A 23,803-nucleotide genomic window follows, 5' to 3' on the forward strand; every position below is an offset into this window, starting at 1 on the left:
GTGACTTGTCCTCTTAGAGCGGGTATCTTGATTATCTTTTATGATAAAGGTATCTAAAAAAGAAAGTAGGTGCCTTTATTGAATTACCAAACTTTTTCTGATCTCATGAAGGAGATTGGAAGTACTGACGGTGATCTTAGCGGCGATAAAGCAGAAAAATTGGCTCAGTTTTATTCTTACTGGAGTAATTACCTGGAGCCTACCCCTGCTTTTATGGCTTTTATAGCTTATATTCCAGGTGGGATTGGTAAAGCCTTATATCAAATTACAGCTAGCTTAGAACATGTCTTTAATAACATGTTCAAACTCTTTGGCCTCTTTGGTTATTTGGGAGATTCTAACACGGTTATTGGCCAGTTTTTCCGAGGCTTCCAGGTGCTGGGGACTGTGGTGTTTAGCTTAATTTTGGTTGTATCAGCTATAACTGGAGTCTTTACAAAGCCTGTTAAATACAAAGGAGTTATCACCAATTTTCTTTTGGTGACCTTTGTTACAGCTGTAATGCCGCTAGCCTTGACCTCGATAGCTACTGTTGTTGCGCAAGATGCGATGTCTGTTCAGACTGTTTCTAGTGAAGCACCAAAAGGAAGTGAACAATATTCTTCTCTAGCAATACAACCCATGAAAAATAACGTAGTGGATTTGAAAGTCTTGATTGATAATGACTTTTCAACGGAGCTCTTCCCTATGGACTCTTATGGTTATATCAAACCTGTTAAGAAAGGATCAACTCCTGTCAATAATATTACAGACAGCACAGACAAACGAGACACATCTGATTTTGCGACTCGGATTGATTTTGGAGCTACATACGGAGCTACTAATAGCGAGTTGCTAAAACAAGTACAAGAACGATACAAGAAAAAATTTGGCTATGAAGGAATTAAAGGATTATTCCTTCATAAGTTAGATTCTGAGCAAGTAGGAGTCGAAACAATCACAGAACATAGATTTGCTAAAGGTTTAAATGCCTTTGAGTCAGTCTACCTGCGCTATAAGGTCAACTGGATTGGAATGTATATGCAATATATCATTTTAATCATCCTCTTGGTGAGTATGTCGATAAAGTTTGTAAAGTCAGTCTTTGACATCGTCATTGAAGCAATGATCTCGCCAATTCAGGGGTATTCATCCCTTTCAAATTCTAAGAAGTATAAAGAGCTGCTTCGGACAATCGGTGGAGCCTTCGCTGGTATCTTCTTTGAAGTTGTCATCATGCGTGTGACGCTGGAGATCTGTCGTGACCTTCCTACCCTATCTGTTTCTGCTATTACCAAACTATCAGGTGGTTTCTTCGATGGCTTAAATATGTGGGAACAATGTTTGGCTGCTGGGCTTGTCTATATCGGAGTCTTCTTTGCAGCTATGCAAGGAGTGAGCATGATTGAACGCTGGCTGGGAGTCTCAACAGGTCACAGCGACACCGCACAACAACTTCTTGGAGCCATGATGATGGGGAATGCCTTTGCGACTGGTGCAGGTGCCCTAGCTCATGGAGCGGTTGGCGCTGGTCAATTCGGTGTAGATATGGCTAAGAAAGTCCCAGGTGCCGTGGTGACAGGTAGTAAAGTTCTTGGCAATAGCCTGGCGGCGACAGGCGGTGGCTTGAGTGGTGTTGCTAATGCTGTGAGAGATCAAGGCATTTGGAATACAGCCAAAGGCGGTGTAAGTAATGCCGTAGATTTGGCGGATGCTATGGCCAAACAGGGAGCTGGCAAGATTAAAGATTATATGGGCGGAGTGACGGATAATCTTGATCAGAAAGCCTCAAATGCTCAAAATGCAGTCTATAAGGGGCTGAAAAATGATGCCGTTGTCCCTGAGCCAGGATTTAGTCGAGATGGTGACTATACTTTGAACCCTTCAGGTCAATATGGTGGAGAACCGATCTTCTCAGATGATGCAAGCTCCCTTTCACCAAGTGGCGGAGTGACGGATCCGACGTTACCTCCAACTCCATCAGAAGAAGCATCATTTCAGGGAGTGAGTGATCCAACAACTCCTCCAAACCCCTCACCTGCGAAAAGCAACTTCCAGCAGTCTATGTCCCAGATGAACTATATGAGCCAACAGATGCAGCAGGCAGGCCAACGAATGCAAGGCCAAAGTCATATCAGAGGGGCAGAGATTGACGAAACAGAGGAGTAAGTGCCTATGATTGATCTCAAAGATAAAGTGGTGGTCATCACAGGAAGCTTGAGGCCACTGACTCGAAATGAAGCAGTAGCCTTTCTTACCGAGAGAGGAGCTATCGTTCAAGGGTATGTGTCCGCTCAAACACAAATTTTAGTAGCGGGCCATAAGCAACTGGATCTCTTTAAACCTGATCGCCGCTCTAAGAAATATGAAGCCGTTTTAAAGAGGTTAGAGGAAGGGCAGGAGATTACCATTCTATCTGAAGAATCCTTCTTCACTATCGTGAAAGAGTCTCAGGAGTGAGGCTCTTTTTTTGCCTTCCTATTTGTCAGACAGTGTGTAATGAAATGTATAAAAAAATATATAACTTTATGGCTAATAAAAATCTATTCTCTTTCAGCTGGAAAAGAGTTTTTGCGGTGACTTGTCCCGTTAGAGCAAGCTTTTGAATTATCCTTTACACTAGGATTATCAATGATAAAGGAGAAGAAAATATGAACGAAAAGTACGGTGTCCCTAGGGACATCTATGCGAAAGTCAAAATCATCGGACTGTTCATGGCAGATATTGTTTTTGTTGGCGGTTCAGCGGTTGTGGCTCTCTCTATTGGCACGAAGATATTTCCGACGAGCCAGTGGCCCCAGCTGTTAGCCTTTATTATCCTAACGCCTCTCATGTGTCTATATTTAGTTTTGCCAACCAACGGCGGAAAGAAGAATTGGCAGAGTATGTATCTTTTCTTCAGACGCCGTCGTAAACACTATACCAGTATCAATTACCAACGATCTAAAGAGGAGGAAAAACACTAATGGCAATAAAACATTACTCACCAGTTTCTCAAGAGAAACGGCCTTTGGGGCGTCAAATCCGCCAAGATAAGAAATTCAAACAGGAATACTTCGATCTTCACTCCTGCGTCGAGCTCCTGGATACCAAAAAGATTATTAATAATCATAAAGCTTACATTGAACTAGTGGACTTTGGCTATTTGCAGTTTTTGGAAATCCCAGGCAAAGACCTAGGCTCCCTGTCTTATGATGAAATCCGCCGTACCTTGGATAATTTTGAAAAGTGGCTGACAGATTTTAATACGGATATTCAGGTGGAAACCACAACACTTCCCACCAATACGGATACGCAGATTATGGATCTTAGGCATCATCTGAGTCAGGTTCGTCAGGAGAAAGCGAGGTTGCTTCCTGAAGAAAGACGTTACTTGCAATTGAAAGACCGTGAAGAATGGTTAATCTCCCAAATCCAAACCGAGGAAAACATCCAACAGGAAATCTACAATACAGAGTTTATACTCTGGCTCTTTGCTCCAACGACATCAGAACTTGATGAGTTAGTGCGTAAGGCTAAGACTTACGGGAATAATGACTTTGTTCCACAGGAAGTGACGAAGACAAAGAAAATCCAGATTATAAAGCAATTTAACAACATGAACGAAAAAGTATAGGAGGTTCTTATGCCAGAATTATCAAAACGCCGCCAACGTCAACTGAAAGCAGATGGCTATGACTTAGCCTTTCTCAGCCAAATCCAACCTCAAGGGAATATTGATTTTGCTAGAAATGACCGCTATTGGACGAGTGGAGACGGCTGCCATACCGTGCTTCATTTCTATGAATATCCGTCAGAAGACTTGGATCGGTTCTGGTTATCTGATCTGATGCTCATTCCTGGAACACAGGCTTTCCTTTCTATCTACCGAGAAAACAGTAAGGTCATTCGTCAAGAGATTACGGACTCCATCGAGGAGAAATCAACCCGTATTACTGGCAATAGTAAGCTTACGGATAACCAGAAAGAGTTAGATGAAATCAAGGACTTGCAGGAACTGAACCGTGAAATTACGAAGAAGAATATTTCTATACTGGGGATGTATGTGAGAATTTTTGTGCCCGCCTCAACGAAAGAAGGGCTCTTCCGCAAAGTTGAGGACATCAAGGATAAGACCTCTAACTTCAAATCAACCATCCTCTCAGGTGAATTAGACTTTGAATACCATGCTCCGTTTATTCCAGCTCAATATCAGATTGACCTTCCTAATCGTCGTCGAGGCATTCCTGTTAAGCCTCATGATCTGGCAGGTGGCTATTTCTTCAATCATACCAAATTGGAAGATCAGCGAGGCGTCTATCTCGGGTGGACGCCGACTCGAGGAGCTGTCAACTTTAACTTTTTAGAACGGGATGAGCGTCGAACCCGTTCCTTCATGATTATCTCTGGTAACCCTAAAATGGGCCAGCGCTCCTTCCTTCTCAAACATACTGATGGCCTGTATGCCAAAGGGAATTTTATTCGTAATTTTGATGCCAATGGCACGTTTCTCGATCAGACCCGTAAACAACACGGACTGATCTTAGATCTCTCAGGTGAGGCCAATCGGATCAATATCTTTCAGGTCTTCCCAACCGTAACGAATGAAGAAGGAACTGAGGTAGACAAGAAGAAATCATATAACTTGCATATTGAGAAGCTCAAGAATATTTTCAAGCTGTTAAACGATGAAGCTACTAGAGATGACTTGACTACTCTTGGCCAAATTTTAAACGAATTCTATATTGAGGAAGGTCTCTGGGCTCGTAATCCTACCCTGACCCCTGAAAAGCTGAAGGCAACTGAACTTGTCACGGATGAGTACCCTATTCTGTCTGACTTTGTGATGTATGTAGAAGACTATCAAGATAAGCTTCAGAGTAAAAAACATACCAATAAGATTGAACTAAGCTCTGTTAATCGTATTTACAATACTTTTAATGAGCTTCTGACAACCAATGCGGATATGTTTGAAGGGACAACCGAATTTCAGGATATTTCAAGAGAGCAGGTTGTGACCTTTGACCTGTCAGGACTCAAAGCCATGCCAAACTTGCTGAATGCGCAGATTTTCTCTGTTTTATCCCTGGTCTCGGCTGATATTGTTAACCACGGGAAACGATGCAAGCAGACCCTGAAGGCTTCACCTGATAAAAATGAGATGGATATGCCTCACTATATTGTTAATATTTCTGAAGCACAAACGCTCATAAATCCTAAGTATGAAAGCAGCGTAAAACTGCTGGCAGATATTATTGACTCGATGGGTGAGAACTTTGCTGGCGTGGTCTTGTCGGTAAATTCCCTTCGAGGCATCCTCTTTGAGTCAGGAAGTGCTACTTTTAAGGATCCGTATGTGACAGCAGTTCAACGTATCTTTGGATTGATGCAGTATCGAGTATTTGCTCAAACGGATGATACCAGTGTGCCGCTTTTGGCCAATGCGCTATCGGGATCTATGAACCAATCAGAATTGGAAACTTTACCACGACTAAGAAAAGGCCAGCTGTTCATGAATATCTCCAGTGTAGGAAATATTGTCTTTAACCAGCAGTTGTTAGCCCCTGAAATAGAACGCTATGGCGGGCTCCAGTAATCAGAAAGGAAGAAAGAATGTCACGCAAAAACGATGGATTAGGATTTTTTGGACGTAAGAAGCAAGCGTTTGATGAATATGTGTTAATCAGAAAAACCAGAATGAAAGCGGAACGAGACTATTTCGCTTCTGAAGGAGATTCTGACCCTGAACGATTAGAGGCTCAGAAAGCCCGTGATCAGGAGTTTATCAATAGTCTCAAGAAGGTTGCGATTGGCTTTATTATCTTTTTGATTTTCTATGTTCTTTTAAAAACAGTCCTGGGTCTCTGGTAGAAAGAGAGGGAGTCTGTGAAGAAACTTTTTGTATGGAAAATCGGGCTCACGCTAGGAGCTTTTATCATCTTGGTGATGATGCTGACAAGTATATTGGCTGGAGTATTTGGTGCCGTGTCTCGCAGTAGCTCAAAAGATTGTAGCTCTAGCTCTGATACCCAGGTTACTTCTTCAGGTGAAATCCCTTCAGGGGATGGCTCGATTGATGATTTTGTTAAGAAGCATGAAGAAGCCTATATCAACTCCTGGAAAGCAGGTGGTTTCCTACCGTCTGCTTCTATCACTCAGACGATGATAGAAAATGGTTTTAACTTCTCCAATCCAAACGGTACCTCCTTTTGGATGGCTCACAATATGGGCGGAGTTAAAACCTCTAGTAAAAGTAATTTCCCAGTCACGCTTGCGACTTATGGGGAAGATAGTGTTGACTTAAGCGGTACCAAGCCAGGTGCCAACGTCGGAGATGGAACTGGCGGAGCTTATACTTGGTTTTCCAGCTATGATGCAGGGATTGTAGGGAAGGCAGAGTTCATGGCTCACCAGACCCTCTACACAGCCGCTATCAATAATACAGATGGAAAGAGTACCTTAACTGCGATTGCGGACGGTGGCTGGGCAACAGATGGCACTTATAAGACTAAACTGCTTGCTATGTATGATACTCTGGGTACGAAGTACAAGTGGCTGGATGACAAAGCTATTGCTGCTCACGGAACTAAACCCTATAAGGGCAGTACAACGACAGCTGCTTCAGAAGCTCCCAACACTTCTTCAGCTGAGGATAGCTCCAGCGATAGCGACACTGATTGCAGCGATGATGACAGTTCAGGTGGAGTATCTGATGGGACAGGAACTGTTCCAGGGGATGCAACAGCCTGGGGCTATAGTCCTGATAATCTTCCAGCTAGTCTGAAACAATACATCATCGATCCAAAAAGTTTGGGGATGGAATATGCTTCTTCTCAAGGCTGGTATGTGACAGGGTATGGGCCTAGCTTAGATGGCCAGTGTGTAAACTTAACTATTAGTTTAGGAAATCATCTTTGGGGCCACTCTGGATCTGTCTCAGGGAACGGGAAAGACCAGGCGTCATCTTGGGCCTCTATATTCGGAAATAGCGTCAAAACGACCCCTAAGAAGGGCGCTATCTTCTCTACTCAAAACGGAGGAGGCGGATATGGGCATACAGGTATCGTCTGCCATGTCTTTGAAGATGGTTCTATCCTGATTGTTGAACAAAACACGCCAATCAGTGGATGGGACTATTTCAAAAAGCCCTACACATGGGATTATCGGATTTGGAGTCCCGCCCAACAAAAGGCGGAGATTACGACCTTTGCTTATCCAGATAATAAGTCACCAAAATTAGTAAAATAGAAGGAAACAAGAATGAAGAAAAGGATTAAAGATAACATGGTATTCATCATTGCAACAGCTCTCTTAATCACTTCAGCTGGTGTCGGTATTTACCAATACCTGACCAAAGAAAAATCAAAAGAGGAGCCTAAAACAGAGCAGACAGAACCTTCAAAGAAGAAGGAAACAGTTTCTCCAGTCGAAGAGGAGACAGTGGATGAAAAGAACCATCGAACAGCTAAATTAAAGCTGGAACATCCCTATAGCCAAGCAGATGAGGTTCAAACGCAAGCAGTTGTTGTGGCTTTTGATGAGGCAGTGGCGGATATCCAAAAGGCTAAAACTCTTGCTGATGTAAAAGGGACGATTGAAAATCACCTCTCCATGACCGATAACGCTATGATACAAACCTTTGCGATGGCAATTTTAGTCAATCAATACACCTATCAAAAGGCAAAACTAGAAGTCAGCACTTCAGAGAGTGACGATGTGGTTCAATTCTTGGTGGTGTTGACTAAAGAGAATGAAGAGAATTGTTATTTTATTGGAAACTTCAATACCACAGTCAATCAAATCCAATTGAAAGCCTACATTGGCGGGAATATCGGAGCGACATTTGGCTAAGCTCTTACGTAAGAACTTAGATAATGAAATGGATAATTAAGTATATAATAAAATACACAATAAGTTATATAACTTATTGTGTATTTTTTGTTGACGATTCCTTTGTGTAGTGGTATAATAGAAGTATAGAAAGGTATATGTTTATAATTATAATGCAAGGAGAAGTTAGATGAAAATTATTACATTTGCAGCTATAAAGGGAGGAGCAGGGAAAACAACTGCGTTATTGATGATGGCTGCTGAGTTAGCAGAACAAGGTTATAAAGTCCTGGCAGCTGATGAAGACCATCAGTGTAATCTTACACATTATTTTAATATTTATCCTACAAAAGGTACTATTGCTAATGTATATATGGGTGGAGAAGTAGACATTATATCTGTAGCACCTAATATTGATTTAATTCCAGGATTTATGAGATTGGACGAAATTGAAAGAAAGTTAGAAACTGATCCTAATAAAAATGTTTATTTTTATGACTGGTTAGATGCTAACTATCAAGCTATGAACCTAGATGAATATGATTATCTCTTAATCGACTGCCGCCCAGATTTTGGTACTGCAACAAAGAATGCAATAGCGGTTAGCCATGCGGTTATTTGTCCGGTGATTCCAAGTGATTTTTCTGAGGAAGGGAAGGAGAATCTTAAATTAAGATTAGAGGCTTATCGTAAAGAAGAGATTGTTCGTCCAAGTCGTGAGTCTCTTATTACAGCTAAACTTTTTTTCCTTCCAAATATGATTAGTAGTAAGATAAAATCAAAAGAGTTGATGGCAGGTCTGGCTGAAGAAGATAATGTTTTAAGTCCAATTCCACAAAAAGAATTATTTAATCAAACTACAAAAGATAATACAATTATTGATATGAAGAACAATCCTAGAATTTACAAAAAGCATCAGGCTTTCTTTGATGTACTTCAAAATAGTTTAGATTCAATTATTGAAACTATGAATCAATTAGCTTAAAGATTTATTTATAGAATATTTAAAGAGGAGAGATTAATAATGGCATTTAATCCAAATAAAGATAAGTTAAAACAATCCCTGAATGAAGCCCTTTCTCAGTCCGTTACACCCCCAAAAAGCAACCGCACCTCTAAAAAGGCTGCGTCTAACTATAACAAGAAAGGCCGCTATCCTTTTTCCTTGCACCATGATGTCCGCTATGACAAGCTGGAGGAGTTGGTGGAGTATCACCAAGCTAAATCAGCTTCAGATTATTTGGAAAATCTGATTATTCGGGAGTGGGAAAGGATGCAGCGAAAACTGAAAAAATAAGGAGATAAGCTCATGATTATCCTGAATATGAAAACCTTAGTCCGATTGTTCTTTATCTTCTTGGGAACGGTGGCCGTCTTTGTCTTTTATAAGACCTACGGCTTAAGCATGCTGTTCTTGCTGATTGTAGGGCTACTGGCTCTGAAGTTTGTACCAGTCTTGGTTCTTCCTATTGCCCTTATTGCTATAATGGTTCATTTTACAGGGGACTTCTCCTTTATAGCAGACTCAATTGTAGCTATTTTCCTAGTCATCCCCTGCTCAATGATTGCTTATCCAGTCTTTGAACGTCTGGTGAACTCTATCCAGAAGAAAAAATAAGAAAATGAGCTTCATTCCAAAGTGAGGCTCTTTTTTATTTAAGGTCTATTAGTTGAAAAAAGAGGTAAAAATTGATTAAAATAGATTTTAATTTAACTTTCAAGGAGAGTGTTAATGACTGTTTTTGATGAAAGAGAATTAAAGGATCAATTATTTGCGCAAAATGCGAAAGATGTTTATGAAAGCATCGTTCAGTACGATGAAGAGATGGTTCCCATCATGAAAGCCAGAGGTTATACCTGTATTCACTCAATGGAGCGGACGGTTGCCTTTACTTTTGGAGAAATAACCTTCAGACGCCGCCGTTGGAAGAAAGGGGGTGAGTGGGTTGTGCCTGTCGATGAGAAGCTAGGCTTGTCTAAGAACACTCGCTTCTCCTGGGAGTTTATGTACCAGGTGGCCTGCCTCTCTACCATGATGCCTTATGATAAGGTCATCCAGGTTATTCAGTTGACTTATCATATCCGTATCACCAAGCCGATTGTTGTGAAGGCTGTCAAACTTTGCGATGAACTTCTGAAGGAGAAAGCAACTTATCGCTTTTATGGAGATGAAGAGGCTCAAGAAAAGCAGCCTGTCGATGTGATTTATATTGAAGGAGATGGGGTGATGGTGAAAGCGAGTGATCAGGAAGATCCTAGTCGAAACTATGATCTCTCTCATTTTGTCATTCACACGGGAAGCAAAAAGGTAGGAAGTAACCGCTTTGAACTTCAAGGGAAAAAAGAGTTTATCTCCTTAGATAATCGATTGACGAGAGATCAAGTGCTAGACTACCTCTATAACCACTTTGACATCAAGGAAGAAACTATCCTGATTACCAATTCGGACGGCGGTCATGGTTATACACCCTATATCTTTAAAGAGATAGCCAAAGCCCTAAAGGTAAAACGTCATGAGCACTTCTGGGACGCTTACCATGTCAACCAGAAGCTGAAGCTTGCTTTTAGGCCTTATGCAGAAGAACTCCTGGATTTAGCTTTCCAGGCGATCAAGCAGCACGACAAAGAAAAGCTGCGGACTGTCCTTGATACGACAGAGGGCTTACTGTCTACAGAAGAGGAGGAAGAAGAGTTTGAACACTTTAAAAATAAACTCCTACAAAATTTTCAATACACCAAACCAGCTAATTTAAGAGGACTTAGTTCTTCAGGAATTGGGGTTATGGAAAGCCAGCACAGAAAAGTCACCTATCGCATGAAAAAGCGTGGTATGTACTGGACGGTACTTGGCGCCCAGACCATGAGCCAAATGATTATTCTGAATTATGAGGATGGCTTGCGTGAGCTTTTCTTTGGTTGTTGGCGAGAGGAATATGAGGAAATGATGGAACTTGATGATATAACTGGAGGGACAATCAAGGTTAAACAAAATAAGGTAAAACGTTGCTATCGCTTGCCTAATTTTCGCTATCCTTCTAAACGTCGTCTTGGGAAAAAGTAAGTTATACAATAAAGTATATAATAAGTTATATAATAGTCGCTTTTTCAAAAAAGTGTTTTTTCTGCTGTTTTTTTACAGAAAATACTTGCATAGTGGGTACTTGTGTGCTATAATACTTATTAAATAAATCGAATAAAAAAAGACGAAAGGTGCGTCAACACCTTCCGCCTTACCGAGTAAGAACTCGTCCTTCTTACTCAGTCTTCATCTAATGATACAGGATAAAGTCCATTCTGTCAAGACTGAGCAAGAAAAATGTTCAGTCTTTTTTTGCACTCCTCGGTCAAAGTTCTCCTTTCATATTACAAGAAATGGGCTTTCTAAAAAATTCTACCACATACGATTTTTAGAATTTAGTTGACCTTCACATTGATTAGTGTTCTGCTGGATTTGAAAAATGAAAGAAGAGCTTAATCATATATAGAAGGCTGGTATGGAAATTTAGCAGCCTTGACTAGAAATGGAGAAGAAAATGAACAACTTACCAAACTGCACCAAATGTAATTCAGAGTATGTCTACGAAGATGGAACGCTCTTGGTCTGCCCAGAGTGCGCCTATGAATGGAATCCGGCTGAGGACCAAGAAGCAGAAGAAGGTCCAGTAGCGATCGATGCTAATGGCAATAAGCTGGCTGATGGCGACACAGTTACCTTGATTAAGGACTTGAAAGTCAAAGGAGCACCTAAGGATCTCAAGCAAGGAACGCGCGTGAAAAATATCCGCATCGTGGAAGGCGATCATAATATTGACTGTAAGATTGACGGCTTCGGTGCGATGAAGCTCAAGTCAGAGTTTGTTAAGAAAATTTGAGGTCTCTATGAATCGCCGTTTTATCTTAATTTATCGAATTATTCTTTTTATCCTAGCATTTTTGGGTGTGTATCTGGAAATCACTAAGTATAGTGTAGGCATGCTCATGTACTATACGGTTTTGTCCAATCTCTTGGTCTTGCTCTTTACGGGCTATCTTGTCTATCTGATGACGAGACCTAGCGATGCTTGGAAGGCACCGAAAATCTTGAGAATCAAGGGTGGGGTAACCATGTCAATCATGATTACTTGCGTCGTTTACCACCTCTTGCTGGCTCCCATTGCGACAGATTTTTACCGTCTAGAGAATTTTCTGTGTCATTACATAGTACCCTTGGCGTTTCTTCTGGATACAGTAATCTTTGACAAATCGCGTCAGTACCGCTGGTTTGATCCGATTTCTTGGACAAGTGTGCCTTTAGTCTACATGGCCTTTGCTCTCTTTAATGGCTTTTTCTTGAAAATAGATATTCCAAGATCTAAGGACAATCCATTTCCTTACTTTTTTCTCAATGTCTTTAAGAAAGGCTGGCCTTATGTCATCCAGATGTGTCTGATTATTTTTGCGGCCTACCTGATCTTTGGTTTTGTCTTTTACGGAATAAAGTCTATCTCTTTCTCAAAGAAGAAGACTTCTTAGAGATTTGTACTTGTAGATGAAAAACAGATTTCACTAACCCTTATCCAGTCAAGCAGAAAAAATACAATTTTTTCTTGAAATAGTTTTGAATTTGTGATATAGTATAAAAAATTAAATAATCCTTTAATTCTATCCAGAGAGATAGACAAGGAGCAAGTAAAAAGATGGGTGGGGTGTAAGCAAGTGCGTCTTGTTTTAGCTTGCCTGACTAGATTTTTCTGAAGTCTCCTTGTAATAAGGAGACTTTTTCTGTTGTTTGAGGAGGAAAGAATGAAAACAAAAGAAGTTGTCGATGACATCACCATGAATCGCGCGATTACGCGGATTACCTATGAAATCATCGAGCGCAACAAGGACTTAAATCAAGTGGTCTTGGCTGGGATTAAGACCCGTGGGGTTCACTTGGCTCACCGGATTCAGAAGCGATTGGCTCAGTTGGAGAATATTGATATTCCAGTCGCAGAAATAGACACTAAGCCTTTCCGAGATGATATCAAGGTTGAGGAAGATACGACAGTGATTCCAGTAGATATTACCGACCGCCAAGTAATCCTGATTGACGATGTCCTCTACACAGGGCGGACCATCCGAGCAGCTATCGACAATCTGGTCAGTCATGGACGGCCGTCTCGGGTTGGTTTGGCTGTCTTGGTTGACCGTGGTCACCGCGAACTGCCCATTCGAGCAGACTATGTCGGCAAGAATATTCCGACTAGCCAAACCGAGGAGATTGTTGTTGAGGTGACTGAGACAGACGGTCAAGATCGCGTTTTGATTATGGGGGAGTAATTAGCTAAATGAATCAAGATGTTAAGTATGATGTGCATGATATGCCAAAGCCAGGTCTGCTTTTAGGACTATCCTTTCAGCACTTGTTCGCCATGTTTGGGGCGACAGTCTTGGTACCGATTCTGGTGGGAATTGACCCAGCGGTGGCCCTCTTCTCAAGCGGTCTGGGGACACTGGCCCATCTGACTGTTACCAAGTACAAGATTCCAGCCTACATGGGATCCAGCTTTGCTTATATCGCAGCCATGCAGATGCTAATGAAGACAGATGGTATTGGAGCGGTTGCACAGGGAGCCATCACCGGTGGTTTGGTTTATTTCATCGTAGCCCTGATTGTCAAGTTTGCTGGCAATGCTTGGATTGACAAGGTGCTGCCGCCAGTAGTGGTGGGACCTATCATCATGGTCATCGGTTTGAGCTTGGCTGGTACAGCTGTTAGCGATGTGATGAATAAGACTTTGACTAATGGTGAAAAGGTTTATGATTTGACCTACTTCATTATCGGAATGGTCACTCTCTTGGCAGTTATCCTCTTTAATATATATGGTAAGAAGATTGTGGGAATTATCCCAGTCTTGCTAGGTTTGATAGTCGGCTACATCTTTAGCTTGATTCTAGGGGCTGTGACTGGGCAGGAAATCGTTTCTTTTGCCAAGGTTGGGCAAGCTTCTTGGTTCCACCTTCCGCCCATGAGTCTGCCTTTCTTGGACTACGATGTGAAATTTTATCCTAGTGCGATTTTAACTATGGCGCCTATCGCCTTTGTAACCATGACAGAACACTTCGGGCATGTCATGGTACTAAATAGCTTGACAGGAAAGGACTTCTTCAAGGATCCAGGACTGGACAAGACCTTGACCGGAGATGGTCTGGCTCAGATTATTGCAGGGCTTTTCGGAGCACCGCCGGTGACTAGCTACGGAGAGAATATCGGAGTTATGGCGCTCAATAAAATCTACAGCGTCTATGTCATTGCAGGTGCAGCAGTACTGGCTATTGTCATGAGCTTTGTGGGCAAGGTATCAGCCCTGCTCCAATCCATCCCGAGTCCTGTGCTGGGTGGTATTTCCATCGCCCTCTTTGGGGTAATTGCTTCGAGCGGTCTCAAGATTCTAATCGAAGCACAGACCAACTTTGACAACAAAAAGAACCTCTTGATTGCCAGCGTCATCTTGGTGTCTGGTATCGGTGGTCTGACCTTGCAGCTGTCTGGTCTGCAAATCTCAGGAGTTGCCTTGTCAACTATTCTGGGAATTGTCCTCTATCTTGTCCTGCCTGAGCCCAAGGATTGAGCTAGGTGCTAAATCATTAACTTTCGTTCAAAAATAGCTTGCTCTCAGAGCGACTTTACTTGCAGCACTCTGGAAGCCCTCATTCTTTCATAAAGGAGAATTACATCATGTCATCCAATCAAATCGCTCTTAAGAACCTTGTTTCTATGGAAAATCTGTCAAATGAAGAAGTTATGGCCTTGATTAAACGCGGAATCGAATTTAAAAATGGCGCTAAAGTCCATTATGATGAGCAGCATATCGTGTCTAACCTCTTCTTTGAGCCTTCGACTCGGACCCACAAGGCCTTTGAGGTAGCGGAGTTGAAGTTAGGCTGCGATCTTCTGGACTTTGATGTCAAGACCAGCTCGGTCAATAAAGGAGAAACCTTGTATGACACTATCTTGACCATGTCTGCCCTAGGCGTTGATGTCTGTGTCATTCGCCACCCAGAAGTAGATTATTACAAAGAGCTAGTTGAAAGTCCAACAATTACGACTTCCATCGTTAACGGTGGAGACGGTTCTGGTCAGCATCCTAGCCAAAGCTTGCTGGATTTGATGACTATTTATCAAGAGTTTGGTCGCTTCGAAGGCCTCAAGGTTGCGATTGCTGGTGACTTGGACCATTCGCGTGTGGCTAAGTCAAATATGCAGATTCTCAAGCGCTTGGGTGCAGAGCTCTACTTTGCTGGTCCTGAAGAATGGCGGAGCCAGGAGTTTGCGGACTATGGTAAATTTGTCACCATTGATGAGGTGATTGAAGAAGTGGATGTCATGATGTTCCTGCGCGTGCAGCATGAGCGCCATGACTACGAGTCCATCTTTTCTAAAGAAAATTACCACAGACTGCATGGTCTGACTCAAGAGCGTTATGACCGCATGAAAGATACAGCGATTCTGATGCATCCGGCTCCAGTTAACCGCGATGTAGAAATTGCGGATCATCTGGTCGAAGCACCAAAATCACGTATCGTTGAACAAATGACCAATGGCGTCTTTGTCAGAATGGCTATTATCGAAGCAGTTCTGAAAGGTCGTCAATAATCTCGGACAGTAGGCCGGGAGTGGGTGAAGCTATGTGAAGCAATCCCACTCCCTATTATTATATTTTGGTGTGGAAGTTCGATAGGCAGTCTGCATCTTGGACAGGAGGGAAGAATGACAAAGAGACTTTTAATATTAGAAAACGGAATGATTTTCGAAGGGGAAGCTTTTGGAGCGGATCTTTTCGTAACAGGTGAAATCGTCTTTAACACAGGCATGACTGGCTATCAGGAATCGATTACGGACCAGTCTTATAACGGCCAGATTTTGACCTTTACCTATCCCTTGGTTGGAAATTATGGTGTCAATCGGGACGACTATGAGTCCATTTTACCGACTTGTAAGGGAGTAGTGGTCTATGAGTATGCACGTCGTGCCAGCAATTGGCGCCAGCAATTGTCTTTGGATGAGTTCCTCAAAGTCAAGAAGATACCAGGAATTTCGGGAATTGATACAAGAGCACTAACCAAGATTATCCGCCAGCATGGAACCATGCGGGCGACCATTGCCAATGCAGAGGATAGCATCGAGCATCTGCAGGACCAGCTGCAGGCGACTGTTCTGCCGACTGATAATATCAAGCAGGTTTCTACCAAGCAGGCCTATCCAGCTCCGGGAACGGGTCGCAGCGTGGTATTGGTGGACTTTGGTTTGAAGCATTCTATCCTGCGGGAGTTAGCTAAGCGCAACTGCAGCGTGACAGTGGTGCCTTATGATACCAGTGCTGAGGAAATTCTCCAGCTCAATCCTGACGGCGTCATGCTGTCAAATGGACCGGGAAATCCGGAAGATGTGCCGGAGGCTCTGGACATGATTCGCGGTGTTCAGGGCAAGATTCCAATTTTCGGAATCTGTATGGGACATCAGCTCTTCTCCATGGCTAACGGTGCCAAGACGCATAAGATGAAGTTCGGTCACCGTGGTTTCAACCATGCGGTACGTGAGATTGCGACCGGCCGAGTTGACTTTACCAGTCAAAATCACGGCTATGCAGTCAGCCGTGAGGATTTGCCGGAATGCCTGATTGTGACTCATGAAGAAATCAATGATAAGTCCGTCGAAGGTGTGCGCCATCGGGATTATCCCGCCTTTTCTGTGCAGTTCCACCCAGATGCTGCGCCGGGACCGCATGATGCAGACTATCTCTTTGATGAGTTTATGGAAATGATGGATGCCCATCAGGCTTACTAGGAAGCAAGATTGAGAGGTGCACTATGCCAAAACGTAAAGATATTCAGAAAATTATGGTCATTGGTTCTGGTCCTATCGTCATCGGCCAGGCTGCGGAGTTTGACTATGCAGGAACTCAAGCTTGCCTGTCCTTGAAAGAAGAGGGCTACAGTGTTGTCTTGGTTAATTCTAACCCAGCAACCATCATGACGGACAAGGAAATTGCGGACCGGGTTTATATCGAGCCAATCACGCTGGAGTTTGTTGCGCGGATTTTGCGTAAAGAGCGGCCAGATGCTCTGCTGCCTACTCTGGGTGGCCAGACCGGACTCAATATGGCCATGGAACTATCCAAGTCAGGACTTTTAGAAGAGCTGGGAGTGGAACTTTTGGGAACCAAGCTGTCGGCCATTGACCAAGCGGAAGACAGGGATCTCTTCAAGCAGCTGATGGAAGAGCTAGGCCAGCCCATCCCTGAGTCAGAAATTGTCAATACAGTGGATGAAGCGCTGGAATTTGCGGCTGGCATCGGCTATCCAGTCATTGTCCGTCCGGCTTTTACACTGGGAGGAACTGGCGGCGGTATCTGTAGCAATGAAGAAGAGCTGCAGGAAATCGCAGAAAACGGCCTCAAACTTTCTCCTGTTACTCAGTGTCTAATCGAGCGATCTATAGCGGGCTTTAAGGAAATCGAATACGAAGTCATGCGGGATGGCGCCGACAATGCGCTAGTCGTCTGTAATATGGAAAACTTTGACCCAGTCGGCATTCACACAGGGGATTCAATCGTCTTTGCGCCTAGTCAGACTATATCAGACTATGAATACCAGATGCTGCGGGACGCCAGTCTCAAGATTATTCGAGCGCTGAAGATTGAGGGGGGCTGTAATGTACAGCTGGCTCTGGACCCGCATAGTTTCAAATACTATGTTATCGAGGTCAATCCACGGGTTTCTCGCTCATCAGCCCTTGCCTCTAAGGCGACTGGCTATCCGATTGCCAAGTTGGCTGCGAAAATCGCAGTCGGGCTTACATTGGATGAAATCATCAATCCAGTGACAGGCTCTACCTATGCTATGTTTGAGCCGGCTCTGGACTATGTGGTCGCTAAAATTCCACGCTTTCCATTTGATAAATTTGAGCAGGGTGAACGCCGTCTGGGAACCCAGATGAAGGCGACAGGGGAAGTCATGGCTATCGGCCGCAATATTGAGGAGAGTTTACTCAAGGCCTGCCGCTCTTTGGAAGTTGGTGTGGACCACAACGAGTTGCCTGCTCTCAGTCAAGTAAGCGATGATGAGCTGATGAGGAAGATTGTCAAGGCGCAAGATGACCGGCTTTTCTATATCTCAGAGGCTATTCGCCGTGGTTACAGTCCGGATGAAATTGCCGAGCTGACCAAGATTGATGTCTTTTTCCTGGATAAGCTGCTCCATATTTACGAAATTGAGCAGGAGCTGGCTAGTCATATCGGAGATCGCTATGTGCTTAAGAAAGCCAAGCAAAATGGCTTTGCGGATACTAAGATTGCTGCCTTGTGGGACATGACGGCCGAGCAGGTGCGTCGCATCCGGCAGGAGCAGAAGATTATGCCGGTTTACAAGATGGTGGATACCTGTGCTGCTGAGTTCGAGTCTGCGACACCTTATTTCTACTCTACCTATGGCTTTGAAAATGAATCTGTCAAATCCAGTAAGGAATCTGTTCTAGTGCTGGGCTCAGGTCCAATCCGAATCGGGCAAGGGGTCGAGTTTGACTATGCGACGGTTCATTCTGTAAAGGCTATTCAGGCAGCTGGCTACGAAGCGATTATCATGAACAGCAATCCAGAGACTGTATCGACTGACTTTTCTGTCTCTGACAAGCTCTACTTTGAGCCGTTGACCTTTGAAGATGTCATGAATGTCATTGAGCTGGAGCAGCCTAAAGGCGTTATCGTTCAGTTTGGCGGGCAGACAGCCATTAATCTTGCAGAGCCACTGTCCAAGGCTGGTGTGAAGATTCTAGGTACCCAAGTGGCGGACTTGGATCGAGCTGAGGATCGCGATCTCTTTGAGCAAGCTCTGAAGGAGTTGGATATTCCGCAGCCGCCGGGTCAGACGGCCACTAATGAAGAGGAAGCAGTAGAGGCTGCTCGTAAGATTGGCTTCCCTGTTCTGGTGCGGCCTTCCTATGTCTTGGGTGGTCGTGCCATGGAAATCGTAGAAAACGAAGCGGATCTACGCTCTTATATGCGGACAGCGGTTAAGGCCAGTCCAGACCATCCGGTTTTGGTGGATTCTTACATTGTTGGGGATGAGTGCGAGGTGGATGCCATTTCAGATGGCCGTCAGATCTTGATTCCAGGGATTATGGAGCATATAGAGCGGGCAGGAGTTCACTCAGGAGATTCCATGGCAGCCTATCCGCCGCAAACTCTATCGCAGAAAGTCAAGGATACTATTGCAGACTATACCAAGCGTTTGGCTCTGGGACTGAACTGTATCGGCATGATGAATATTCAGTTCGTCATCAAGGATGAGCAGGTCTATGTCATTGAGGTCAATCCGCGGGCCAGCCGGACTGTTCCTTTCTTGTCCAAGGTAACCGATATTCCGATGGCGCAAGTAGCGACTCGTTTGATCCTTGGAGAAAGTCTGGTAGATCTGGACTATGAAGACGGCCTTCATCCAGAGAGTTCCATGGTTCATATCAAGGCGCCAGTCTTCTCCTTTACCAAGCTGGCGAAGGTTGACAGTCTCTTGGGACCTGAAATGAAGTCTACTGGTGAAGTAATGGGCAGCGACCGTACTTTGGAAAAAGCGCTCTACAAGGCTTTTGAGGCTTCCTATCTCCATCTGCCAAACTTTGGAAATGTCGTCTTTACTATTGCATATGATAGCAAGGAAGAAGCCCTGCAGCTGGCTCAGCGTTTTGCCAATATTGGCTATGGTATCTGGGCAACTAAGGGGACAGCCTCTTATTTTGAAAATCACGGCCTACACGTTCGACTGGTGGAAAAAATCGGCAGTGATGATAACAAGGATATTCCAGCCTATATCCGCAAGGGCAAGGTTCAGGCTATTATCAACACGGTCGGAACCAAGCGTACAGCAGATAAGCATGGTCAAATTATCCGTAGCTCAGCTATTGAGCATGGAGTGCCACTCTTTACAGCCTTGGACACGGCCGATGCCATGCTGAAGGTACTGGAAAGCCGCAGCTTCACTACAGAAGCGATTTAGAGATGGAGTTTTCAGTTCCAGATTGTCATTTGACAGTCTGAAAGTCTGAAAAGTAATCTCATACAGCAAACATTGAGAAATGCATCTGTCCAAGTTTATCCTGTCCTTGAATAGTCATAATAAATAACCTTTCAAAATATATTGGAATTAAAAGCAAAGAGGAAGTGGGAAGGAATTCTGCTTCCTTTTTTCTTTATTTTCTTAAAAAACTTGACAAAGAAGTTGACAAAGTGTATGATATTAACCGGTTAATAAACTAGTTAATAATTAGTTAAGGAGATGTTATGAAACGCGCTTTAAAATTTTCAGCTTGCCTTAGCCTGCTGGCCCTGGCCTTGTGTCTCTGGGCTTGTCAGTCTCAAAAGGAATCCAGTCCATCCAGTCCGTCGCAAGGATTGAAGATTGTAACCAGCTTTTATTCTATCTACTCTATGGTCAAGGCTATATCGGGCGATCTGAATGATGTGCGCATGATTCAGTCTAGCAACGGTATTCATGATTTTGAGCCTTCAGCCAATGACGTTGCAGCTATCTATGATGCAGATGTCTTTGTCTATCACTCACGGACCTTGGAGTCCTGGGCTGGCGAGCTGAATCCTAGTCTCAAGAATTCCAAGGTTCAAGTCTTTGAGGCTTCCCAGGGTATGAAGCTGGATCGAGTCGCTGGCTTGGAAGATGTCCAAGCAGGAGAGGGAGTGGATGAGAAGACGCTCTATGACCCCCATACATGGTTGGATCCTCAGAAGGCTGCAGAGGAAGCTCAGATTATCGCCGACAGACTGTCGGAGCTGGATAGCGACCATCGGGATACTTATCAAGCCAATGCCCGTAAATTTCAAGAAGAAGCCAAAAAACTGACAGACCGCTATCAGGAGATTTTTGATAAAGTGCCCAACAAGACCTTTGTCACCCAGCATACAGCCTTTTCTTATCTAGCCAAGCGCTTCGGGCTGACCCAGTTGGGCATTGCTGGTATTTCACCAGAGCAGGAGCCTAGTCCGCGTCAGCTGACAGAGATAGAAGACTTTGTCAAGGAGCACCAGGTGAAGACCATTTTTGTGGAAAGCAATGCTTCTTCCAAAGTGGCTCAAACTCTGGTCAAGGCGACCGGTGTACAAATCAAGGAGCTGAATCCTCTGGAAGCAGACCCAGCCAACCAACTATCTTATTTAGAAAATTTAGAAAAAAATTTAGCTGTTTTAGCTAAAGATTTGAAAGGATAAAGGAAAACCATGAAAAAGAAATATTTCCTTGCTTCAGCAGCTGTATTAGCTCTTGGTCTCGGAACTTACGGGCTTATCCAATGGCAAGTTCAGCCCCGAACTCAGTCCAAAGATAACAAAGTAGCCTATATTGAGGACAAGACTTCGGGTGACAAGACGGATAAAAATTTGACATCTGACCAAATCAATGATGAGGAAGGTATTGAAGCGGAGCAAATCGTTGTGAAAATCACAGATCAGGGCTATGTCACTTCTCATGGAGACCATTATCATTACTTTGATGGTAAAGTGCCTTTTGATGCCATTATCAGCGAAGAGTTGATTATCCGAGATCCTAACTATACGCTGCAGGAAGCAGATATAGTCAATGAGGTCAAGGATGGCTATATCATCAAGCTAGATGGGAAGTATTATCTCTACCTCAAGGATGCCAAGCATACCAGTAATGTCCGCTCGGTGGATGAAATTGCTCGGCAGAAGAAGCTGCATAAGACCAAGGAAGCAGGCGATAGTGGCAAATCTTCCACTACAAAATCAAGCAGAACTCGCGATTTCAGTCAACCCAGCAAGTCCCTAGCTGCGGGAAAGACGGCAGCAGACCTTGCAGGAATTTCCCACCAAGGGCAAGGGGGATATAAAACGGATGACGGTTATACTTTCAGCCCCTCTGACGTCATCGAGGATACTGGCGATGCTTTTATCGTGCCGCATGGCGGCCATTTTCACTACATTCCCAAGAGCGACTTGTCGCCGGCAGAATTGGCTGCGGCTCAGAGCTACTGGAATAGCAGACGGGCTGGCGGACGAGTAAATCCGCCTGACTACAACAGGACGATTGCTTCTTCCGATACTTGGAATCAGAATAGTGCTATCAATCAGGGTGAACCTGTCTCAAATCCGTCTCCACAGCTGCCAAATCATTCAAAGATTGACCAGCCAAGTCATGGCTTAGCGGTTACTCAGCCGAGTCCGTCTAATTCGCTCCAGCCGTCTCAAACATCTCAGCCATCCTTGCCAAGTCTGCTGCAGCAGCTCTATGCCCTGCCTCAGTCTCAGCGCTATCACGAAGGGGACGGTGTGGTTTTTGACCCACTGAAAATCAGCCGTCGGACAGAAAATGGGATCGTTATTCCCCACGGAAATCACCATCATTTCATTCCTTATGACAAGCTGTCAGACTTGGAAGCTAAGATTGCCCGCTTGATTCCTATTGGTTATACTTACAAGCCGCTAGGAGATCCTCTGCAAGCTTTGAAGCCTCAGTTACCGTCACAGCCTGAGCACGACCATGGTTTTCATGCGGAGGCTGTCATTGGCAAGGACGACCATGGCTACATGGTATCGCATGGAGATCACGCTCATTACTTTTACAAGAAAGACTTGACTGCTGAACAGATTCAAGCAGCGGAGCAAGTCTTGGCCAAGCAACAGCCAGTAAAACCATCAGCAGCAGTCAATGACGCTGAACGCTATTCACGCGATGCCAGCGATGAGGAAAAGATCGCTTATATCAGCCAAACCTATGGCGTTCCCAATGAGGCGGTTCGCATCTCAAATGGCTTCTTTGTCTTTAATAACCCTGACCAAGCCTATGATCCGAAGCATATCCACCCCTATGCTGTCCGCAAGGAGCATGTTCGCATTCCTCTGGTAACGGGCAATGCAGAGCTGGACTTCATGAATGAGCTCTACACAACAGCCTTGCGCTCAGGTCTGTCGCCTTACAGTCTGCAGGTGGAAGATGGTCAGTTTGTCATTCCTCATGGCGACCACAATCACTATATCAAAATCCAGTCCAAGGGCGCTGCAGCAGCCTTGAAAAATCGTCTACCTCAGATTCAATCTAAATATGAGCAGGGCGATTATGATGAGGCTGCTGTTTTGCAAAAAGTAGAAAGTCTAAAATCGGACAGTCAGCGTCTCTATGCCGATGATCCTCTTATGCAGCGGCGGATTGAGCTGGCTTTGGGGCAGTTTGTGGAAACCATGAAGAAGCTGCCTAGCAACTCAACAGCTGGCTACCTGAGCAGTCTGGACAACTTTGATAAGCAGTTTATCCATGTGGATCAGACGGTCAAGCCAATCCAAGAGACCGAGCTGGACAAGAGCTATCAAGGACTTTTGGAGAGAATGAACCGACTTGATACGGATAGCTATGGATTGAAGAAAGCTGACTTGCTGCAGCGTCTGCAAAATGCTTATGCTGGCCAGAATCAAGCTGAAATGGCAGAGCTAGGACAAGTATTATCTGCTTTAGAAGATTATCATGATCGGACAGGCGTCACAGCGGTTGATTATATTCGTTATTTCTACCAAGCTTTAGAGGATGGGCGTTTGAGCCCTGAGCTGCGCAGAAAAGCAGCCGAGCTGACCTTGACTCTCTATAAGTCTCAAGCCTTTATAGAAGCGACCAATCTCCAACAGCTTTTCCCTGCCCTCTATCAGACTAAAAAAGAGATTGCAGCTGCCCTTGCTAGCGGTCAGCCTTCTCCGTCCTCTGAAAAGACAGAGCTGGATCAGGGAGAGCCAGATCAGCCAACCTACAAAGCCATGATTTATGACTTTTTGAAGGGTATTTATGATGATTTTGGCACCTCGGATGATAGCGAGAAGAGTGCTCAAGCCCTTGTCTTCCTTGGGAAAGCGCAGGAATTGCTTGGAGAAGTAAAGGACCAAAACAGCCGAGCAGACTATGCAGCTAGAATCTTAGAATTAGGCAAGGAATTAAAGAGCAGCAGCTCAGACAAGCAGGCTCTGCTGACAGCAAGTCAGAAGCTTTT

At 44.1% G+C, this 23,803-nt stretch carries 20 protein-coding genes and 1 pseudogene; all 21 read left to right on the forward strand.

The window, feature by feature from the left end; genetic code table 11:
* Positions 1 to 78 precede the first annotated feature (78 nt).
* Entirely contained in the window at positions 79 to 2,148 is a 2,070-nt protein-coding gene (locus MK370_RS01280; RefSeq protein ID WP_060971053.1) for a pLS20_p028 family conjugation system transmembrane protein, read from the forward strand.
* Positions 2,149 to 2,154: 6 nt separating this feature from the next.
* On the forward strand, positions 2,155 to 2,439 hold the full coding sequence (locus MK370_RS01285; RefSeq protein WP_023917005.1) for a BRCT domain-containing protein: 285 nt from the start codon (positions 2,155 to 2,157) through the stop codon (positions 2,437 to 2,439).
* A gap of 191 nt (positions 2,440 to 2,630) precedes the next feature.
* Complete coding sequence (locus MK370_RS01290; protein WP_053794444.1) at positions 2,631 to 2,945, forward strand: DUF5592 family protein; 315 nt, start codon at positions 2,631 to 2,633, stop codon at positions 2,943 to 2,945.
* Complete coding sequence (locus MK370_RS01295) at positions 2,945 to 3,595, forward strand: hypothetical protein (protein ID WP_008809712.1); 651 nt, start codon at positions 2,945 to 2,947, stop codon at positions 3,593 to 3,595. Before MK370_RS01290 ends, MK370_RS01295 begins: the two co-directional genes overlap by 1 nt.
* Before the next feature lie 9 nt (positions 3,596 to 3,604).
* A complete protein-coding gene (locus tag MK370_RS01300) occupies positions 3,605 to 5,554 on the forward strand; it encodes a virulence factor (RefSeq protein ID WP_060971030.1) in 1,950 nt (649 codons plus the stop codon).
* Positions 5,555 to 5,571: 17 nt separating this feature from the next.
* Positions 5,572 to 5,829, forward strand: a complete 258-nt coding sequence (locus MK370_RS01305; protein WP_060971031.1) for a hypothetical protein — start codon at positions 5,572 to 5,574, stop codon at positions 5,827 to 5,829.
* Between the two features lie 75 nt (positions 5,830 to 5,904).
* Positions 5,905 to 7,206 (forward strand): CHAP domain-containing protein, encoded by a 1,302-nt coding sequence (locus tag MK370_RS01310; protein WP_225915787.1) that lies wholly within the window; start codon positions 5,905 to 5,907, stop codon positions 7,204 to 7,206.
* A gap of 12 nt (positions 7,207 to 7,218) precedes the next feature.
* Positions 7,219 to 7,809 (forward strand): hypothetical protein, encoded by a 591-nt coding sequence (locus MK370_RS01315; RefSeq protein WP_060971033.1) that lies wholly within the window; start codon positions 7,219 to 7,221, stop codon positions 7,807 to 7,809.
* A gap of 169 nt (positions 7,810 to 7,978) precedes the next feature.
* Entirely contained in the window at positions 7,979 to 8,773 is a 795-nt protein-coding gene (locus tag MK370_RS01320) for a ParA family protein (RefSeq protein ID WP_060971034.1), read from the forward strand.
* 39 nt (positions 8,774 to 8,812) lie between these two features.
* A complete protein-coding gene (locus MK370_RS01325; RefSeq protein WP_225915774.1) occupies positions 8,813 to 9,085 on the forward strand; it encodes a hypothetical protein in 273 nt (90 codons plus the stop codon).
* A 12-nt stretch (positions 9,086 to 9,097) separates the two neighbouring features.
* Positions 9,098 to 9,406, forward strand: coding sequence for a hypothetical protein (locus tag MK370_RS01330; protein ID WP_060971035.1), 309 nt, complete (start codon positions 9,098 to 9,100; stop codon positions 9,404 to 9,406).
* Positions 9,407 to 9,520: 114 nt separating this feature from the next.
* The gene (locus MK370_RS01335; protein ID WP_060971036.1) at positions 9,521 to 10,849 is read left to right on the forward strand and encodes an ISLre2 family transposase; all 1,329 of its coding nucleotides are present in this window, start codon (positions 9,521 to 9,523) and stop codon (positions 10,847 to 10,849) included.
* Positions 10,850 to 11,321: 472 nt separating this feature from the next.
* On the forward strand, positions 11,322 to 11,660 hold the full coding sequence (locus tag MK370_RS01340; RefSeq protein ID WP_268683833.1) for a zinc ribbon domain-containing protein YjdM: 339 nt from the start codon (positions 11,322 to 11,324) through the stop codon (positions 11,658 to 11,660).
* A gap of 7 nt (positions 11,661 to 11,667) precedes the next feature.
* Positions 11,668 to 12,300 carry a Pr6Pr family membrane protein gene (locus MK370_RS01345; RefSeq protein ID WP_268683834.1) on the forward strand — a complete coding sequence of 211 codons (633 nt, stop codon included), beginning with the start codon at positions 11,668 to 11,670 and terminating at the stop codon, positions 12,298 to 12,300.
* A 270-nt stretch (positions 12,301 to 12,570) separates the two neighbouring features.
* Positions 12,571 to 13,089 carry a bifunctional pyr operon transcriptional regulator/uracil phosphoribosyltransferase PyrR gene (gene pyrR / locus MK370_RS01350; RefSeq protein WP_032912894.1) on the forward strand — a complete coding sequence of 173 codons (519 nt, stop codon included), beginning with the start codon at positions 12,571 to 12,573 and terminating at the stop codon, positions 13,087 to 13,089.
* A gap of 8 nt (positions 13,090 to 13,097) precedes the next feature.
* Positions 13,098 to 14,381 carry a uracil-xanthine permease family protein gene (locus MK370_RS01355; RefSeq protein ID WP_072074099.1) on the forward strand — a complete coding sequence of 428 codons (1,284 nt, stop codon included), beginning with the start codon at positions 13,098 to 13,100 and terminating at the stop codon, positions 14,379 to 14,381.
* Between the two features lie 107 nt (positions 14,382 to 14,488).
* Positions 14,489 to 15,406 carry an aspartate carbamoyltransferase catalytic subunit gene (locus tag MK370_RS01360; protein WP_268683835.1) on the forward strand — a complete coding sequence of 306 codons (918 nt, stop codon included), beginning with the start codon at positions 14,489 to 14,491 and terminating at the stop codon, positions 15,404 to 15,406.
* A 114-nt stretch (positions 15,407 to 15,520) separates the two neighbouring features.
* Positions 15,521 to 16,597 (forward strand): carbamoyl phosphate synthase small subunit, encoded by a 1,077-nt coding sequence (locus MK370_RS01365; RefSeq protein ID WP_268683836.1) that lies wholly within the window; start codon positions 15,521 to 15,523, stop codon positions 16,595 to 16,597.
* A 23-nt stretch (positions 16,598 to 16,620) separates the two neighbouring features.
* Positions 16,621 to 19,800, forward strand: coding sequence for a carbamoyl-phosphate synthase large subunit (carB, locus tag MK370_RS01370; RefSeq protein WP_268683837.1), 3,180 nt, complete (start codon positions 16,621 to 16,623; stop codon positions 19,798 to 19,800).
* A 284-nt stretch (positions 19,801 to 20,084) separates the two neighbouring features.
* Positions 20,085 to 21,023 (forward strand): metal ABC transporter solute-binding protein, Zn/Mn family, encoded by a 939-nt coding sequence (locus tag MK370_RS01375; protein WP_268683838.1) that lies wholly within the window; start codon positions 20,085 to 20,087, stop codon positions 21,021 to 21,023.
* A 9-nt stretch (positions 21,024 to 21,032) separates the two neighbouring features.
* A pseudogene (locus MK370_RS01380) lies at positions 21,033 to 23,429 on the forward strand (pneumococcal-type histidine triad protein); the annotation flags it as partial.
* Positions 23,430 to 23,803: the final 374 nt, after the last annotated feature.

It is taken from the genome of Streptococcus sanguinis (genome assembly GCF_026781265.1).
Lineage (GTDB): Bacteria > Bacillota > Bacilli > Lactobacillales > Streptococcaceae > Streptococcus > Streptococcus sanguinis_T.